The organism is Curtobacterium sp. L6-1 (assembly GCF_018885305.1).
Taxonomy (GTDB): domain Bacteria; phylum Actinomycetota; class Actinomycetes; order Actinomycetales; family Microbacteriaceae; genus Curtobacterium; species Curtobacterium aetherium.
The window spans coordinates 652,144-668,999 of record NZ_CP076544.1 but is presented as its reverse complement, the minus strand read 5'-3'; the positions used below and the strand labels follow the sequence as shown (position 1 = coordinate 668,999).

Sequence of the window (16,856 nt, the reverse complement as noted above, 5' to 3'; positions counted from 1 at the left end):
AGCCCGACGGTGCGGGAGACGACCCGGCTCGGCGGCGCGGCAGCTGCGCCGTTCCGACGGTGCAGGGGCCGACCGGCTCGGTCAGACCCGCTTCGCGCCCGGACGGAAGCGTCGCTGCAGCCCCCACTGGGTGGTGCGCACCATCGCCTCGACGATGATGTCCTTGCTCATCTTCGAGACGCCGTGGATGCGGTCGCGGAACCGGATCGGCACCTCGACGATCGCTCCGCCCAGGTCGTGCGCCCGGATCGTCATGTCGATCTGGAAGCAGTACCCCTTCGAGTCGATCGACCCGAGGTCCATCCGGGCGATGGCGTCCGCGCGGTAGACACGGAAGCCGGCGGTGATGTCGTGCACCCTGATGCCGAGCAGCAGCCGGGCGTACGTGTTCGCCCCGCGGCTGAGGAACTCGCGGCGCTTCGGCCAGTCGACGACCGAGCCGCCGCGCATCCAGCGCGAGCCGATCGCGAGCACGACGTCGTCGGCGGGGTCGGCGTCCCGCACGGCACTGATGAGCGCCGGCAGGCGGTCGGCGGGGTGCGAGCCGTCCGCGTCCATCTCGGTGAGCAGGTCGAACCCGCGCTCCAGGCCCCAGCGGAACCCCGCGACGTACGCGGTGCCGAGGCCGAGCTTGCCGGCGCGACGCAGCAGGTGGACGCGGTCGTCCGTCGCCGCCATCTGCTCGACGAGGTCGCCGGTGCCGTCGGGACTGCCGTCGTCGACGACGAGCAGGTGCGCCGTCGGGACCGTCTCGAGGATGCGCCCGGCGATGTCGTGGACGTTCTCGGCCTCGTTGTAGGTCGGCACGATCACGAGCGTGCGGGCGTCGGTGCTGTTGGTCATGTCTCTCTCTGGTTCTCAGGGCGGCCGGCGATCAGCGGGCGTCGTCCTGGTCGATCAGGGCGCAGGGCACGGTGAACGCCCACTGGGGGCCCGGGGCGATCTGCACCGTCGCGTCGGCGGAGGGCGTGCGCGCACACGTCGTCTCCGAGGAGTCGATCTGCTGGTCCCAGATCGGGCCGCCCTGGCGGTTGGCGGCGGGGACGGAGGCGTTCACGGCGACGACCACGACGACGGCGAGGGCCAGGGCGAGCCCGGCGACCCCCGACCAGACGCTCGCCCGGGTCGGTCGCTCGTCCCCGCGGCTCCACGGCACGAGGGTGCCGAGCCGGGCGCGGCCGAGTGCCACGTCGGCCACCACGACGACGCCCGCGAGGACCCACAGCGACCCGGCGGCGGTGTACCGGAAGGTCCAGATGCCGGGCCAGTCCGCCGGCCCGAAGTGCGCGAACGCGAGCATGGCGTTCGGGTTGAGGACGGTGCCGCCGAACCACACCACCGCGGAGCCCCACACCATCGACGCGAGCACCCACCGCTGCCCGGCGACGCCGAACCAGAGGCCGAGCGCGACGAGCACGACGAGCAGTGCGAACGGCACGAGGACGACCGCGAGGCCGTGGGACGCGATCGCCTGCCCGACGTCGGCCATCCGCCAGGTGGCGGCACCGGCGACCGGTTCCACCACGTAGCCGAGCACCAGGTCGGCGAGCGAGTTGTGCGGGACGGGTGCCGACGCGCGCGGGTGCAGCAGGGTCGTCACGACCTGGGCACCGCCGCCGAGCACCGACCCGAGGATGACGGGCCACCGCCGCCGGTTCCGGATGCCGAGCAGGAAGAGGGGGAAGAACGCGACGATCTGGATCTCGGTCAGACCGGCCAGGAGCGTCACGACCCCGAGCACGATGCCCTTCGTCCACGACCGCACCGGCGTGAGGAGGGCGAACGGCATCAGGAACATGAGGAACCAGTGCAGGTTGGCGGTGTTCGCCTGGATCTCGATCGGTCCGAGCGGCATCAGCGCCGGCACGAAGGCGAGCAGCACCCGGGCGACGACCGAGCGCAGGACCCCCTCGGTGAGCACGTAGACAGCGGCACCGACCGCGCCGGTCACGAGCACGCACAGCAGGGTGACCATGACGGCGAACCGGTCGATCGAGCCGACGTGCGACGCGAGGGCGACGACCAGGCGCGGCACCACGTGCAGGTACCCGGCGTAGTCGTGGAACAGGGCGCCGAGGACACCCATGTCCACCTGCTGGTCGAGGAAGACCTTGCCGTCCTCGGCCCAGACGGTGTTGCGGACCTCCGGCGTCAGGCGCGCCCACCCGGCAGTCGAGACGGCGAGCCAGAGCACGACCGGGACGATGGTGCGCAGGGCCAGCTGCCGCGGCGACCGTCGGAGGTCCCGCGCGCCGTCCGCCGTGTCGCCTGCGGGCGGTCTGGTCTCGAGCACCGGACGATCCTCTCACAGCGCGTCATCGCGGCCCCTGCCGGTCGCCGGGGTGTCGGCGTCGGCACCCGGACGTCCGTTCAGGAACCGTCCCGCGCCTCCCGGCGGCCCCGGTGGCGAACTCGACGGCCCCGTGCCGGACGCGACGATGCCCGCCCCGGGAGCGGGACGGGCGTCGTCGAAGCGGCGGTCAGCGGTCAGCGGTCAGCGGTCAGCGGACGGTGACCGTCCGGCAGCCGAGGGCGGTGTCGGTGCCGGTCGCGCCGGCGGAGTCGACCGCCGTGGCACAGACCGTGTGCGACCCGGCCCGGGCCGGGATCGACACCGACCAGCCGTGCGCGGGGCCGGCGGACGGGTACGCCCGGCCGACGTCGGCACGCTTCTGGGAGGCGGTGGTGCGGGTGGCGACACCGTCCACCGTCACCGTGACGGCGATGGGCGACTTCGCGGTGTCGGCGTCGAACGCCCAGCCGCCGACCTGCACGGCCCGCGAGACGGGGGTGACGCTGTCGAGACGGCCCGTCGGTGCCGTGTTCGTCACGGTGACCTTCGTGCAGCGGATCTGGCGGTCCGCGGTGCCGGCGCCGACGTTCCGTGCCGTGACGCACACCTCGTGCGTCCCCTTCGCGGCCTTGACCGAGTACGCGAAGCCGTGGGCCTGGCCGTACGCCGGGTAGCGCCGGGCGACGTCGGTGCGCGGGACGTCCGCGCGGACCTGCTTCGTCACACCGTCGACCGAGATCGCGACCGGGACGGAGGCGGTGGTGTCGCCGTCCAGCGCCCAGCCGCGCAGCGAGATGGTCGAGCCCGAGACGGTCGCCGAGTTGAGCGACCCGACCGGTCGCGAGCCCGGCACGTCGACGGTGCGGCACTCCCCCACCACGGTGTTCCTGCCTGCGCCGACGTCCATGCCGTAGGCGCAGACCTTCCGGTAGCCGGCGTCGGTGGGCACCGTGGCTGAGAACCCGTGCGCCGAGCCGTAGGTCGGGTGCGCCTTCGCGACGTCCGTGCGGGTCTGGTTCGCGGTGAGCTTCTGCTTCAGTCGACCGTCGACGTGGACGTGCGCCCCGATCGAGGCCTTCGTCTCCGGGTCGATCGCCCAGCCGCTGACGGCGACACCGGTCGGCACGGCCTTCGCGACGTCGAGCGAGCCGAACGGGGACCCGTCGAGGACCGTGACGGTCTTGCAGCCGAGGTCCTTCCGGGTCCTGCCGTCGGCGGCGACCGCCTGCACGCAGACGTCCTGCCGACCCGGGGCGGCCGTGAACTGCTGCGAGAAGCCGTGCAGCGCGCCGGACTTCGGGTAGGCGCGGGCGACGTCCGGACGCTTCACGGCGGCGACGACCGAGGAGGCCTTCCCGCCGACGGTGACCTCGACGCGGGTGCTCGCCGTCGTGGTGGTGTCCAGGGCCCAGCCGCCGACGGTGACGGCGTTGTAGGTCGGGGTGACGGTCTCGAGGTTGCCCGCGGCCGTGGTCGCGGGGACGGCGGCACCGGTCGGCGAGCCGAACCAGTCGCTGTACATGCGCCAGAAGTTCCGGTTGCCGTAGGCCGAGCAGCCGTCACCGGTGCCGTAGAGGTTGTTCAGCGCCGCGGTGTTCGGCGTGTAGGGCGTGTAGTAGTACAGCGCGGCGGTCGCCTTGTTCTGCACCGCGACCGCCTTCGTGCCGCAGGAGGTCGGGACGTTGTACTGGATCGCGCGCGTGGCGCCCGGGTTGAACCACGTGAAGTAGTTGCTCGTGCCGGCCGGGTTGCCGTAGCGATTCCACTGCCAGGCCGACCAGTACACCTGGTTGCCGACGCCGGCGTACGCGGGGTCGCAGTGCCCACCGGCGTTGTCTGGGCAGGCGTAGCCCATCGCGCGCTCGAGCACGCCGGCCGACGGGCCACGGCTCGTGACGAGTCCCTGTTCCTTCTGCAGCGTCACGAGCATGACCTTCGGGCTGATCCCGCAGGCGGCGCCGACGCGCGTGAGGATCTGCGCAGCCGACAGCGACGACCCACCGGTGACCGCCCCGCACATGGCGTCCGCGCTGCGGGTGTTCATCGAGTAGCGACCGTTGCGGAGGCACCCGTTGTTCGTGCAGGACGACACCTGCGCGTTGAGGAACGACTGCACCTGGTCGACGGTCATCGACCGGCCGGCGTAGAAGTTGGCGTCGGAGATGATGTTCCCGGCCTGGAACGACGAGCCGCTGAGGGCGCGGGCCGACTCCTGGCCCGCCGTCGGTCCGGCGATCTGGAACCCGACGAGCACGCTCGCGACGGCGAGCACGCTGGCGAGGATGGCGACGACCTTCTGCACGTCGGGGGCCTTTCGAGTGGCGGCGACGGGGTCAGGACACGCGCGTTCGGGTGGCGCCCCGGCCGACCCCGGACGGCGGTAGGGACACACGCGTCCCAGCAGACTACCTGCGTCACAGTGATCACACAGCCCCCGGGACGACCCCCGAACGGGAGGCCCGATCCGGCCCCGGCGCGCCACCCCGCCGTTCCGGGCCCTACGGCGCCGACGTGCACCCGCGGGCGCGTGCGGCGCCCCTGTGCACCCGCTCAGGCGACGGTGTCGAGCGTCGCCTCGACGCGGCGACGTGCCGCCGCGTCGTGTCCGTCCGCACGGCGGAGGCGACGGGCACGACGGAGTGCGGCAGGGGCCTCCCGGCAGAGCCGCCACCACGCCGACGGCGCGAGCTGCGCCGACCCGGGCCGCACCAGGTCGCGGGCCAGGCGTCCCACGGTCCGGACCAGGACCCGGAGGAGCATGCCCCTGGAGCCGTTCCGGGCCGTGACCACCAGGCGGTTGCGCATGCTCTGGGACCGGACCAGCGGACCGCTGCTGTCCGAGCTCGCCGCGTGCCGGTGCACCACGACGGCGTCCGGAGCGGCGCGGACCGCGTAGCCGGCGAGGCGGAGGCGCCACGCGACGTCGAGGTCCTCGTAGTACATGAAGAGGGACTCGTCGAAGCCGCCCACCCGCTCGAGTGCGTCCCGGCGGAGGAAGGCCGCTCCCCCGGAGAAGCCGAACAGCGGCGCCGACTCCGGGGCGTCGTCGATCGGACGGAGCCAGTCCCGGTCGCGGCCGTTGCCGGAGCGGTCCAGCACGACCCCGGTGCCGTTGACGAGCGTGACGCCGCCGTCCTCGACCCGGCGCCAGCGTCGACCGTCCGCCGCGACGAGGTCGGCGTCGGACCGGGGCGCCGACGCCGGGGACGGGGCGAAGCGGCCCTCGAGGACCGCGGTCGCCGCGACGGCCGCGACCTGCGGACCACCCGCGGCCAGGACGGCGAGCCCGCGGTCGAGGAACCCGTGGTCGGCCACCGCGTCGTTGTTGAGGAGCACGACCACGTCACCGGTCGACGCGGCGATCCCCCGGGCGACCCCGCCCGCGAAGCCCGCGTTCCCGCGCTCGGGGACCACCACCACGGACGGCAGGTCGGCGCGGTAGGCCGCGACGGCCCGGTCGTCGGCCTCGTTCACGACGAGCACCACCTCGACCTCGGCGTCGACGCGCTGCGACAGGACCGAGGCGACCGCCCGCCGGGTGAGCTCGGGCTGGTGCCAGTCGACGATGATGACGGAGACGTCCACGGGGCCATCTTCCCAGCACGACGACGGACGGTCGCCGGACGGTCCGGACACCGCAGGCCGTCAGGGGTCGGTCCGCTACAGTGGTGCCGCCTCTGCAGGCAGCCCCGCAAGCCGATGTACGGAGTCGATCCATGTCCACCTTCGCGCCCCGCGTGTCCGTCGTCGTCATCAACTTCCGCGGGACGGACGACACCCTCGAGTGCATCGCCCGCCTGACCGAGGTCGACTGGCCGGCGGACCGGCTCGAGATCGTCGTCGTCGAGAACGGCTCCGGCGACGACAGCGAGACCCGCCTGCGCGCGGCCCTCGGTGACCGGCCGAACGTGCGCATCATCGTCTCCCCCGAGAACCTCGGCTTCACCGGCGGCAGCAACCTCGGCGCGCGCGAGGCGACCGGCGACGTCGTCGCGTTCCTCAACAACGACGCCAAGCCCGACCAGGCGTGGATCAAGGAGGGCGTGGCCGGGTTCGCGCCGAGCCCCCGGGTCGCCGCGGTCGCCAGCAAGGTCCTCGACTGGGAGGGCAAGACGATCGACTTCGTCGAGTCCGGCCTGAGCTGGTTCGGGATGGGCTACAAGAACCACATCGCCGAGGTGGACGACGGCCGCTTCGACGAGCCCCAGGACCTGCTCTTCGGCACCGGCTCGGCGCTGTTCGTCCGCCGCGACGTCTTCCTCGAGGTCGGCGGGTTCGACGAGGGCCTGTTCATGTTCTACGACGACGTGGACCTCGGCTGGCGCCTCAACCTGCTCGGCTACCGGGTGCGGTTCGCCCCGCGCTCCGTGGTCTTCCACAAGCACCACGGCTCGATGAAGTCGTTCGGCGACCACCGCGAGATGTACCTGCTCGAGCGGAACGCCCTGCACCTGCTCTACAAGAACCTGTCGGACGAGAACCTCGGCGTCTTCCTGCCGGCGGCCCTCGCGCTGCTCGCCCGCCGTGCCGTGGCGAAGAGCGGTCGGGACTCCGAGGAGTTCGACATCCGGCGCTTCACCGGGGCCCCGGACGAGTTCGACACCCTGACCTCGATCTCGAAGGAGACCGTCGCCGGCTTCTTCGCGCTCGACCAGTTCGTCGCCGACCTCCCCCGGCTCAGCGAGGAGCGCCGGCGCATCCAGTCCGAGCGCGTGCGGAGCGACAAGGACGTGTTCCGGCTGTTCGGCGACGCCTTCAAGCCGCTGTTCGAGGACGGCTACTTCCTCGAGGGCTACCGCGCGATCCTCGAGGCCTTCGACGTCGAGGCGCCGATGCACCGCACGAAGGTGCTCGTCATCACCGGTGACGCCCTGGGCGAGAAGATGGCCGGCCCGGGCATGCGGGCGTGGAAGATCGCCGAGGCGCTCGCGCCCGACAACGACGTGCGCCTGGTCACCTGGAACGTCGCGAACCGGAAGTCCGACGCCTTCGAGGTGAGCCGTGTCCCGCTCCAGCACGAGCGCGCGATGCGGGAGCACGAGGAGTGGGCGGACGTCATCTTCTTCCAGGGCTACGCGCTCCACCACTTCACGACCCTGCAGAAGTCGAACAAGATCATGGTCGTCGACCTCTACGACCCGATGCACCTCGAGCAGCTCGAGCAGGCGCGGGACAACGGCGACGTCGGCTGGCGCAACCAGGTCACCAGCACCACCGAGGTCATCAACGCCCAGCTCGAGCGCGGGGACTTCTTCCTCTGCGCCTCCGAGCGGCAGCGGCTGTTCTGGCTCGGGCAGCTCGCCGCCGTGGGCCGCGTGAACCCGGACAACTACCTGGCCGACGACAACCTGAACAAGCTCATCGCGATCGCGCCGTTCGGCATGGACTCGAAGCCGCCGCAGCACGAGCGCACCGCGATCCGCGGCGTCACGCCCGGCATCGGCGCCGACGACAAGGTCGTCATCTGGGGCGGCGGCATCTACAACTGGTTCGACACCCCGTCGCTCGTCCGGGCGATCGCGCAGGTCGCCGAGCGGCACGACGACATCCGGCTGTTCTTCCTCGGCGTCGCGCACCCGAACCCGGACGTGCCCGAGATGGCCATCGTCGCCGAGACCCGTCGGATCAGCGACCAGCTCGGCCTGACCGGCAAGCACGTGTTCTTCAACGAGCAGTGGGTCGCGCTCGACGACCGCCAGAACTACCTGCTCGAGGCGGATGCCGGCGTGAGCACGCACTTCGCGCACATCGAGACGACGTTCTCGTTCCGCACCCGGATCCTCGACTACATGTGGGCGAACCTGCCGATCGTCACGACCGACGGCGACAGCTTCGGGGACCTCGTCGCGGCCGAGGGCATGGGCGTGGCCGTCAAGGAGCGGGACGTCGACGCCCTCGCCGCCGCACTCGAGTCGATGCTGTACGACCCCGAGGCTGCCGCGGCCGCCCGAGCCGCCGTCAGCCGTGTCCGCCAGGACTTCACGTGGGAGCGTGCGCTCGCACCGCTCGTCGAGTTCTGCAAGGACCCGCAGGTCGCCGCCGACCGCGCGCACGACGCCGCCGTCCCGGCCGGTTCGGTCGCCGCCGGCAGCCGTCCGCGGGTGGCGCTCAGCCCCGCCCGACAGCGCGAGATGCAGTTCCACGAGATCGCGAACAGCCGGCACGGGATCACCCGCGACGTGCGCCTGGCCACCTGGTACCTCCGACAGAACGGCCTGTCCGGTCTTCGGGACAAGGTGCAGAACCGGGTGCGCATCATGCGCGAGAGCAAGAACGGCCGCTGACGCCCGGCGGTCGTCCCCGACCGCAGATGTACAGTTGTCCGTCGTCGCGCGTCGAGAACCGAAGGAACCCATGAGCAACATCGTCAGCGAGCGGTTCGAGCGTCTCCGTCAGGAGCGCATGGCCCCCGCCGGTCGTCCCGCCACCGCGGTGCTCGGGTCGATCCGCGAGGTCGTCGCCCACCGGCAGCTGCTCGACCTGCTCATCCGCCGTGACCTCAAGTCCCGGTACAAGGACAGCGCGCTGGGCTTCGCGTGGACGCTCATCCGTCCGCTCGTGCAGCTGGCGATCTACTACTTCGTGCTCGGGCAGATCCTCGGCGCCTCGCGGAACATCCCGGAGTTCGCGATCTACGTGTTCTCGGGGCTGACGCTCTACGGGCTGTTCAGCGAGATCGTGGCGTCCGGCACCGCGTCCATCGTGTCGAACGGCGGACTCATCAAGAAGGTCTACCTGCCGCGCGAGATCTACCCGCTCGCGAGCGTCGGCGCCGCGCTGTTCAACTTCGGCGTGCAGCTCGTCGTGCTCCTGGCCGCCGCGATCCTGCAGAGCGGCTTCGACTGGATCCGGCCGGACCTGCTCTACTTCTTCCCCGCGACGCTCGTCATCCTCATCTGGGCCACCGCGCTCGCGCTCCTGCTCGCGGCGGCCAACGTGTACCTGCGCGACATGCAGTACCTCGTCGAGGTGCTCGTGCTCCTGCTCATGTGGGGCTCCCCCATCGTCTACAGCTGGCAGATGGTGTCGAAGGCCGCGAGCTCGTGGCTGCTCGACCTGTACACGGCCAACCCGATCACGCTCGCCGTGCTCGGCATCCACCGGGCGTTCTGGACCGCGGGCAGCGACGCGCAGTACCCCGCCGACCTGCTGCTCCGGCTCGGCATCGCCGCCGCCGTCGGCCTCGTCGCCCTCGCCCTCTGCCAGCGCGTCTTCGCGAAGCTGCAGGGCAACTTCGCGCAGGAGATCTGATCCGATGACCATCGACAACGAGCGCACCCAGGCCACGACCTCGCCGTTCGCGGACGCCCCCGCCGTCGTCACGGTGCGGAACGTCTCGAAGCGGTTCACGATCCGCAAGGACAACTCGCTCAAGGAACGCGTCGTCACGCTCGGTCGCGCCGGGCGTCGGCACAGCGAGGACTTCTGGGCGCTCAAGGACGTCAGCCTGGACATCCCCGCCGGCACCACGATCGGTCTGCTCGGGCCGAACGGCTCCGGCAAGTCGACGCTGCTGAAGACCATCGGCGGCATCCTCGAACCGACCACCGGCTCCGTCGAGCGCCGCGGCCGTCTCGCCGCCCTCATCGAGCTCGGCGCCGGCTTCCACCCCGACCTGACCGGCCGCGAGAACGTCTACCTGAACGCGGCGATCCTCGGCCAGACGCAGGAGGAGACCGAAGCCCGCTTCGAGGACATCCTGCAGTTCTCCGGCATCGGCGACTTCATCGACACCCAGGTGAAGTTCTACTCGTCCGGCATGTACGTGCGGCTCGCCTTCGCCGTCGCGATCAACACCGACCCCGACGTCCTGCTGGTCGACGAGGTCCTGGCCGTCGGCGACGAGCAGTTCCAGAAGAAGTGCCTCGACAAGATCCGCGAGTTCCAGGAGCAGGGCCGCACGATCATCCTCGTGTCGCACTCCCTCGGCCAGGTGCAGGAACTCTGCGACTCCGCCGTCGTCCTGCACCACGGCGAGGTCATGTTCCAGGGCTCGGCCCGGCTCGCGGTGAAGAACTTCCGCGACATCCTCGAGGACCGCCGCGTCGCCGAGGTCGAGGCGACCCACCCGGACGAGGACGCGAACCCCGGCAAGGTCGAGCACGTCGAACTCGAGATCCCCGGCAAGCCCGCCGGCGCCGACCACGAGCACGGCGACGACCTCGTGGTCCGCGCGACCTTCTCGCACGCGACGGTCCTGCCCGAGTGGCGTGCCGGCATCAAGATCGAGACGCACCTCGGGCACCCCGCGTTCGGCATGGACAGCCGCCAGTCGCAGGTCGTCCACGACCCCCTGCGCGGCACGGCGACCGTCGAGTGGCACCTGCACGACCTGCGGCTCGGCGGTGGCCAGTACTTCGTGCACGTGTTCCTCGCCAAGCCGAACGGCGAGCACATCGTCATCCAGCGCGAGGCGGCCCGCTTCGTCGTCGTGGACGAGGACACGCAGTCCGGCATCGCCTGGACGCGGACCACCGAGCGCCAGGTCGGCTGACGTGGGGGCGCTGCCCGTGCTCGTCGACGCCACCTCGATCCCCCCGAACCGCGGCGGTGTCGCGCGGTACATCGCCGGCCTCCTGCAGGGCCTGGCGGAGCAGGACACGTCCGTCGACGTCGTCGTGAAGCCCGCCGACCTCGACTGGCTCCGCACGACGGCCCCGGGGCACCGGTACCGCGCGGCGCCGGGGTGGACGGCGTCGCGACCGCTGCGCCTGGTCTGGGAGCAGGTCGGCCTGCCGGCCGCCGCCCGGCGGGTGGGGGCGCGGGTCCTGCACAGCCCGCACTACACGTTCCCGGTGATCCGGGCCTCCCGGACCGTCGTGACGCTGCACGACGCGACCTTCTTCTCGGACCCGGCCGCGCACTCGCGGCTCAAGGTCGCGTTCTTCCGGACCTGGACGCGCCTGGCCCGTCGCCTGGCCCGCGGCACGGTCGCGCCGAGCGCGGCGACCGTGCGCGAGCTCGACCGCCTCGCCGGTGCCGCGCGGCGACCGACGGTCGTCGCGCACCTCGGCGTCGACCGCGACCTGTTCCGTGCCCCGACGCCGGCCGAGACCGCGGCGTTCCGGGCCGCGCACGACCTCGGCGACGACGACTGGATCGCCTTCCTCGGCACCGTGGAACCCCGCAAGCGCGTGCCGCAGCTCATCGCCGCGCACCGGGCGCTCCGGGCCGGCGACGGACCCGAGCCCCCGACGCTGCTCGTCGCCGGTGGACTCGGATGGGACGACGCCGCGCGACGGGAGCTCACCGCCGCCGGCGACGAGCCCGGAGCGCCGCTCCGCTACCTCGGGTACCTGCCGATCGACGAACTCCGCGCGTTCCTCGGGGGCGCCCGCGTGGTCGTCTACCCGAGCACGGCCGAGGGTTTCGGCCTGCCGGTGCTCGAGGCGATGGCCTCGGGTGCCGACGTCCTCACGACCGACCGTCTCGCGATCCCCGAGATCGGCGGCGACGCGGTGACCTACACGGAGCCGGACGCCGGGCCGATCGCCGAAGCCCTCGCCGCGCTGCTGGCTGACGCGCCGTCGGTCCGTGCCGAGCGGGTCGAGCGGGCACGCCGTCGCGCCGCCGGCTTCACCTGGGCGGCGTGCGCCGCGGTGCACCTGGGGGTCTACGCATGACCGAGGAGCACCGGACGCCGGGCCGCGCCGCGATCGTCACCGTCTCGTACAACTCGGACGACGTCCTGCCGCCGTTCCTCGCGTCGACCGCGGCGGCCAGCGACCGGGACGTCGAGGTGGTCGTCGCCGACAACGAGTCCGCGTCGGCCGCGCACCTCCGCGCCGTCACCGAGGACGCCGGGGCGCGCTTCGTCGCCGTCGGGGCGAACCTCGGGTACGGGGCCGCCGTCAACCGGGCCGTCGCGACGCTCTCCCCCGACGTGCGGTGGGTGCTCGTGTCGAACCCGGACGTCGTCCTCGAACCGCACGCCCTCGACCGCATGATCGCAACCGCCGAGTCCGACCCGACGATCGGCGCCGTGGGCCCGAAGCTGCTCGAGACCGACGGGCAGGTGTACCCGTCCGCGCGGCTCGTGCCCTCGCTCCGCACCGGCCTCGGCCACGCGGTGTTCGCGAACGTCTGGCAGGGCAACCCGTGGACGAAGCGGTACCGGCAGGACGGCGACCACACCGGCCGTCGGGACGCCGGGTGGCTCTCCGGGGCCTGCGTGCTCGTCCGGCGGGACGTGTTCGACCGGCTCGGCGGCTTCGACGAGGGCTTCTTCATGTACTTCGAGGACGTCGACCTCGGCTGGCGCATCGGCCGGCAGGGCTACCGGAACGTGTACGAGCCCGCCGCGGTCGCCACGCACGTCGGTGGCACGGCGACGCAGGGGTCCTCGGACCGGATGCGTCGGGCCCACCACGAGAGCGCCTACCGCTTCCTGGCGCAGAAGTACTCGGCGTGGTGGCTGTCGCCGCTGCGGCTGGCGCTCCGGGTCGCCCTGACCGTGCGGGCCCGCGCCACGCACACCCGCTGAACCCCGGTAGCCTCTCAGGGAGCTTCCCCTTCCCGAACCGGAGCGCTGTACATGATCCTCGCCGTCACCCTGATGGTCCGCGACGAAGCGGACGTCATCCCCGCCTGGCTCGACCACCACGTCGCCCAGGGCTTCGACGTGTTCGTCATCACCGACAACGGCTCGGTGGACGGCACGACCGCCCTCCTCGAGGCGTTCGCCGCGCGTGACGACGTCACCGTCGACCTCCGGCACGATCCGGTGCACCGCAAGCAGCAGGGGTCGGTCGTCACCGGCATGGCCCGCGACGCCGCAGCACGCCACCACGCCGACTGGGTGGTGAACGCGGACGCCGACGAGTTCATCGTGCCGGTCGACCGGGCCCTGACCGTCCGCCGAGTGTTCGAGCAGCTCGACCCCGCCGTCGGGGCGTTCACCGTGCCCGTCGTGAACCTCACGGGAGCGATGGCCGAGACCGGCGCCGGCTTGGAGCGTCTGCACTGGCGCGACGAGCGCTCGGTCGACGAGCTCCGCGCGGCCGGTCTGATCGCCCACCCCACCGCCAACGCCGTGCACGTCGGCGACCCGTCGGTCGTGGTCGTGCAGGGCAACCACCGCGTGAGCGTGGAGAACGGTGCCCCGGTGCCCACGGCCCTGGCGCTCGAGGTGCTGCACCTGCCGTGGCGCTCCTGGGAGCAGTACGCCCACCGCGTCGAGGTGAGCGGTCGTGCCTACGAGGAGAACCCGGCCCTCACCCCCAGCCCGCGCCACCACGGCATGCGCGACCACCGCCGCCTGCACGAGGGCGTCCTGCGGTCGGTCTTCGCGCTCCGCTTCGTCACCGACGACGAGGCGGCGGCGGGACCCTTCACCCGTGACGACACCGTCGCCGAGGTCCTCCGCCGGGCCGGGTCGACCGCGCTCGACGGCACGCCCGACCGCCTGGTGCCCGAGGACGAGTTCCGGACGCTGCAGGGGCTCGGCCGGTCCATCGCGACGCGGGACGCCCGCATCGACGCCGCCGAGGACGCACAGCAGGAAGCCGAGAGGAACGCCCACGCCCTGCGGGAGGCCGTGCAGTTCGAGCGCGACCGAGCCGAGGCGGCGCGCGCCGAGGTCGAGGCGTTCCGGGGGCGCCGCGTCGTCCGGCTCGCGGACCGGGCCTCGGACACCGTCCGGCGGCTCCGCCAGCGCTGAGCCGCGCGGCGGCCGGCCGACGCTGACGGGCCGGGCCCGCCGGCTGCGCGGCGCACCGGCCGGCCGCCCCCGGCGTCAGCCCCGCTGCTGCCGCACCGCGTCGAGCAACCGCTCCGCCCGGCGCACGAAGGCGTGCTCCGCACCGATCCGCGCCCCGCGCTCGGCACGCTCCGCCCTGCGCTCCTCACGCTCCGACGCGGTGCCGGCGTCGCCCCGGCCGAGCAGCGCCCGCAGCTCCGCGACGTCGGCGTACGGCCGCACCGCACCGCCGAACAGCTCCGCCACCCCCGGCACCGGGTCGGTGACGACGAGCGCCCCCGAGGCCGCGGCGTCGAACAGCCGGTTCGACACGAACCCGTCCCGCGCCATGTCGTCCCAGTGGTCGTTGAGCACCACCCGCGCGCTGCGGTACAGGCCGGGCAGTTCGTCGTTCGGCACGAAGACGCCCCGGTGCACGCCGTCGGGCAGCAGGCCCTCCCAGCCCTCGCCCCACACGGCCAGATCGGCACCGGCGGCGAGGGCGTCCCGCACCACCGGCCGGAAGACCTCGCGCGTCTTGCCGACGAACGCCGTGTCGAGTCCGGCGTACGCGCGCTCCACCGGTCCGGGGTGGAAGCGTGCCGGGTCGGTGGCCTGCAGGAGCGGCTCGACGACGAGCCCGGTCGCGGCCGTGGTGCGTGTCGCCCAGACCGGTCCGGCGGCGAAGCGCAGGTCGTAGCGCGCGAGCTCGGCGGGGGTGACCCGGTCCGGGTGCGAGATCACCCAGAGCACGTTCGTGGCCGTCGGGTGGACCGGGGTGTCGTCGAGCCCGCGGAGGGTCAGGGCGACGTCGTCCAGGTGCTCGGACAGCGGCCGGACGTGCGACTCGCGGTGGTCGAGCACGACCTCCTGTCCGAGAGACCGGAGGGCGGCGGCCAGGTCCCGCGCGAAGAACGTGTCGCCCCAGTCGTCCCCGCCCGGCCCGGGGTGGGCGGCGGTCCGGATCGACCAGCGCAGCCGCTGCCCGCGGTCGACCAGCACGAGGCGGTCCGGACCGCGTTCGGCGCGCAGGACCGGTTCGCGGAGCGCCACGGGTGCGGCCGCGGGGTCGGCGGTGACCAGCCCGAGGGTGAACCCGAGCCGCTCGGCCACGCGGTGCGCCGAGTCGTCGGTCCGGTCGCGCCACACGAGCAGGGCGTCCGCGGCGTCGGTGTCGATCCGGCGCTCGCGCAGGGCCGCGCGCCGGTACACCCGACCGAGCGGCAGGACGACGCAGGTGCCGCCGGCGGCGTCCGCGGTGTCGCGGGTCAGGCGGGCGACGGCGGTGCGGGTGTCGACGGTGCGGACCGGCACGGCGAGTGCAGCGGTGCGGGCCGCGAAGCAGGGTTCGTCCGCCGCGAAGACGGCGAGTGGTCCGGCGTCGGGTCCGGGCAGCCGCTCGGCGTCCTCCGCCGGGTGACCGCGCAGGAGCGACGCCACCGGCGCGGTCCCCCGGACGAGCGCGGCGCCGGCACTGGCGACCACGTCGTCACCGGTGCGGACGACGGGCAGGGCGACCACCGCCTCCCGGCCGGGTCCGGATCCGTCCACCGCGGCGACGAGGGCCTCGGCCGCGCCCTCCGGCAGCTCGACCGCGGCGTCCTGCACGAGCACCACGGGGGCACGCAGGTGCGGGCGCGCAGCGGCCACCGCACCGCCCCAGGTCGCCGCGACGGTCGGGCGTGCGGCCACCGTGCCGTCGCCGTCCTCGACGCGCGCGTACGTGCTCGTCGGTCCGGCGTGCACGTCGTGCACCGAGACGACCACCCGCACGGCCCCGGCTGCCCGCAGGCGTGCGACGGCCGGCAGGTGCTCACCGCGGCGGAAGGCGGCCTCGGCCACCGTCACGACCGCGTCGAACCCGGTGCCGTCGGTCGTCGCCGGCCCCACCGGGGCCGGCGCGAGCGACGTGTCGACCGGGAGGCCCGTCCCCGACCCGTCGGCGGCGTCGCGTCCGACGGTGGTCCCGTCGGCCGCGACACCGGCCCGGCGGAGCAGGCGGCGGATCGCCACGGTCAGCCGCGGAGGAGGTTCTGCAGGTAGACGCCGTAGCCGCTCTTGGCGAGCGGGGCGGCGAGGGCGGCGAGGGCCTCGTCGTCGATCCACCCGTTGCGCCAGGCGATCTCCTCGATGCAGCCGATCTTGTGCCCCTGCCGGTCCTCGATGACCTTGACGTACTCGGACGCCTGCATCATCGACTCGAACGTGCCGGTGTCGAGCCACGCGGTGCCGCGGTCGAGGACCTCGACGCCGAGTGAGCCCGCCTCGAGGTACCGCTCGTTGACGGTCGAGATCTCGAGCTCGCCACGGGCGCTCGGCTCGATGGTCTTCGCGATCTCGACGACGTCGTTGTCGTAGAAGTACAGGCCCGGGACGGCGTAGTTCGACTTCGGCTGCGCCGGCTTCTCCTCGATGGAGACCGCGGTGAAGTCGTCGTCGAACTCGACGACGCCGTAGGCCGTCGGGTCGGCGACGTGGTACGCGAAGATCGTCGCGCCCTGCACCGTGGTGTTCTTCTGCAGGCTCGTGCCGAGACCGGTGCCGTGGAAGATGTTGTCCCCGAGGACGAGCGCCACGCTGTCGTCGCCGATGAAGTCCTCACCGATGACGAACGCCTGCGCGAGGCCGTCCGGGCTGGGCTGCACCGCGTACTGGACGTCCATGCCGAGCGCGGACCCGTCGCCGAGCAGCGCGCGGAACTGGTCGTTGTACTCCGGGGTCGTGATGACGAGGACCTCGCGGATGCCGGCCATCATGAGCGTCGACAGCGGGTAGTACACCATCGGCTTGTCGTAGATCGGCATGAGCTGCTTCGAGATGCCCTTGGTGATGGGCCAGAGGCGCGTGCCGGAACCCCCGGCGAGGATGATGCCCTTCAACGGGTCC

Annotated in this window: 12 protein-coding genes; 6 read left to right on the top strand and 6 right to left on the bottom strand. The window is 72.8% G+C overall.

From position 1 onward, the window contains the following. Positions 1-81 precede the first annotated feature (81 nt). From KM842_RS03150 to KM842_RS03135, 4 genes are all read right to left on the bottom strand, one after another. Positions 82-843 carry a polyprenol monophosphomannose synthase gene (locus KM842_RS03150; protein WP_216260876.1) on the bottom strand — a complete coding sequence of 254 codons (762 nt, stop codon included), beginning with the start codon at positions 841-843 and terminating at the stop codon, positions 82-84. 31 nt (positions 844-874) lie between these two features. Continuing rightward, positions 875-2,293 (bottom strand): hypothetical protein, encoded by a 1,419-nt coding sequence (locus KM842_RS03145; RefSeq protein ID WP_216260874.1) that lies wholly within the window; start codon positions 2,291-2,293, stop codon positions 875-877. 208 nt (positions 2,294-2,501) lie between these two features. Then, positions 2,502-4,595: a hypothetical protein gene (locus KM842_RS03140; RefSeq protein ID WP_216260873.1), complete on the bottom strand. Its 2,094-nt coding sequence runs from the start codon at positions 4,593-4,595 to the stop codon at positions 2,502-2,504. Positions 4,596-4,843: 248 nt separating this feature from the next. Continuing rightward, positions 4,844-5,878: a glycosyltransferase family 2 protein gene (locus KM842_RS03135; RefSeq protein ID WP_216260871.1), complete on the bottom strand. Its 1,035-nt coding sequence runs from the start codon at positions 5,876-5,878 to the stop codon at positions 4,844-4,846. Positions 5,879-6,009: 131 nt separating this feature from the next. Here KM842_RS03135 and KM842_RS03130 point away from each other — a divergent pair, with 131 nt between their 5' ends. The 6 genes from KM842_RS03130 to KM842_RS03105 all read left to right on the top strand — a co-directional run bounded on the left by KM842_RS03130 (position 6,010) and on the right by KM842_RS03105 (position 13,952). Further along, positions 6,010-8,577 (top strand): glycosyltransferase, encoded by a 2,568-nt coding sequence (locus tag KM842_RS03130; RefSeq protein ID WP_216260869.1) that lies wholly within the window; start codon positions 6,010-6,012, stop codon positions 8,575-8,577. Positions 8,578-8,647: 70 nt separating this feature from the next. Continuing rightward, the gene (locus KM842_RS03125) at positions 8,648-9,544 is read left to right on the top strand and encodes an ABC transporter permease (RefSeq protein ID WP_216260867.1); all 897 of its coding nucleotides are present in this window, start codon (positions 8,648-8,650) and stop codon (positions 9,542-9,544) included. Between the two features lie 4 nt (positions 9,545-9,548). Further along, positions 9,549-10,787, top strand: a complete 1,239-nt coding sequence (locus tag KM842_RS03120; RefSeq protein ID WP_216260866.1) for an ABC transporter ATP-binding protein — start codon at positions 9,549-9,551, stop codon at positions 10,785-10,787. 1 nt (position 10,788) lies between these two features. Further along, positions 10,789-11,916 (top strand): glycosyltransferase family 4 protein, encoded by a 1,128-nt coding sequence (locus KM842_RS03115; protein ID WP_253206227.1) that lies wholly within the window; start codon positions 10,789-10,791, stop codon positions 11,914-11,916. Next, positions 11,913-12,776: a glycosyltransferase family 2 protein gene (locus KM842_RS03110; protein WP_216260864.1), complete on the top strand. Its 864-nt coding sequence runs from the start codon at positions 11,913-11,915 to the stop codon at positions 12,774-12,776. Before KM842_RS03115 ends, KM842_RS03110 begins: the two co-directional genes overlap by 4 nt. A 51-nt stretch (positions 12,777-12,827) precedes the next feature. After that, complete coding sequence (locus KM842_RS03105; RefSeq protein WP_253206226.1) at positions 12,828-13,952, top strand: glycosyltransferase family 2 protein; 1,125 nt, start codon at positions 12,828-12,830, stop codon at positions 13,950-13,952. Between the two features lie 75 nt (positions 13,953-14,027). On the opposite strand, the gene KM842_RS03100 is transcribed toward KM842_RS03105, so the two are convergent. Beyond that, positions 14,028-15,983: a glycosyltransferase gene (locus tag KM842_RS03100; protein WP_216260863.1), complete on the bottom strand. Its 1,956-nt coding sequence runs from the start codon at positions 15,981-15,983 to the stop codon at positions 14,028-14,030. 2 nt (positions 15,984-15,985) lie between these two features. Then, positions 15,986-16,849: a glucose-1-phosphate thymidylyltransferase RfbA gene (rfbA, locus tag KM842_RS03095; RefSeq protein ID WP_216260861.1), complete on the bottom strand. Its 864-nt coding sequence runs from the start codon at positions 16,847-16,849 to the stop codon at positions 15,986-15,988. Positions 16,850-16,856: the final 7 nt, after the last annotated feature.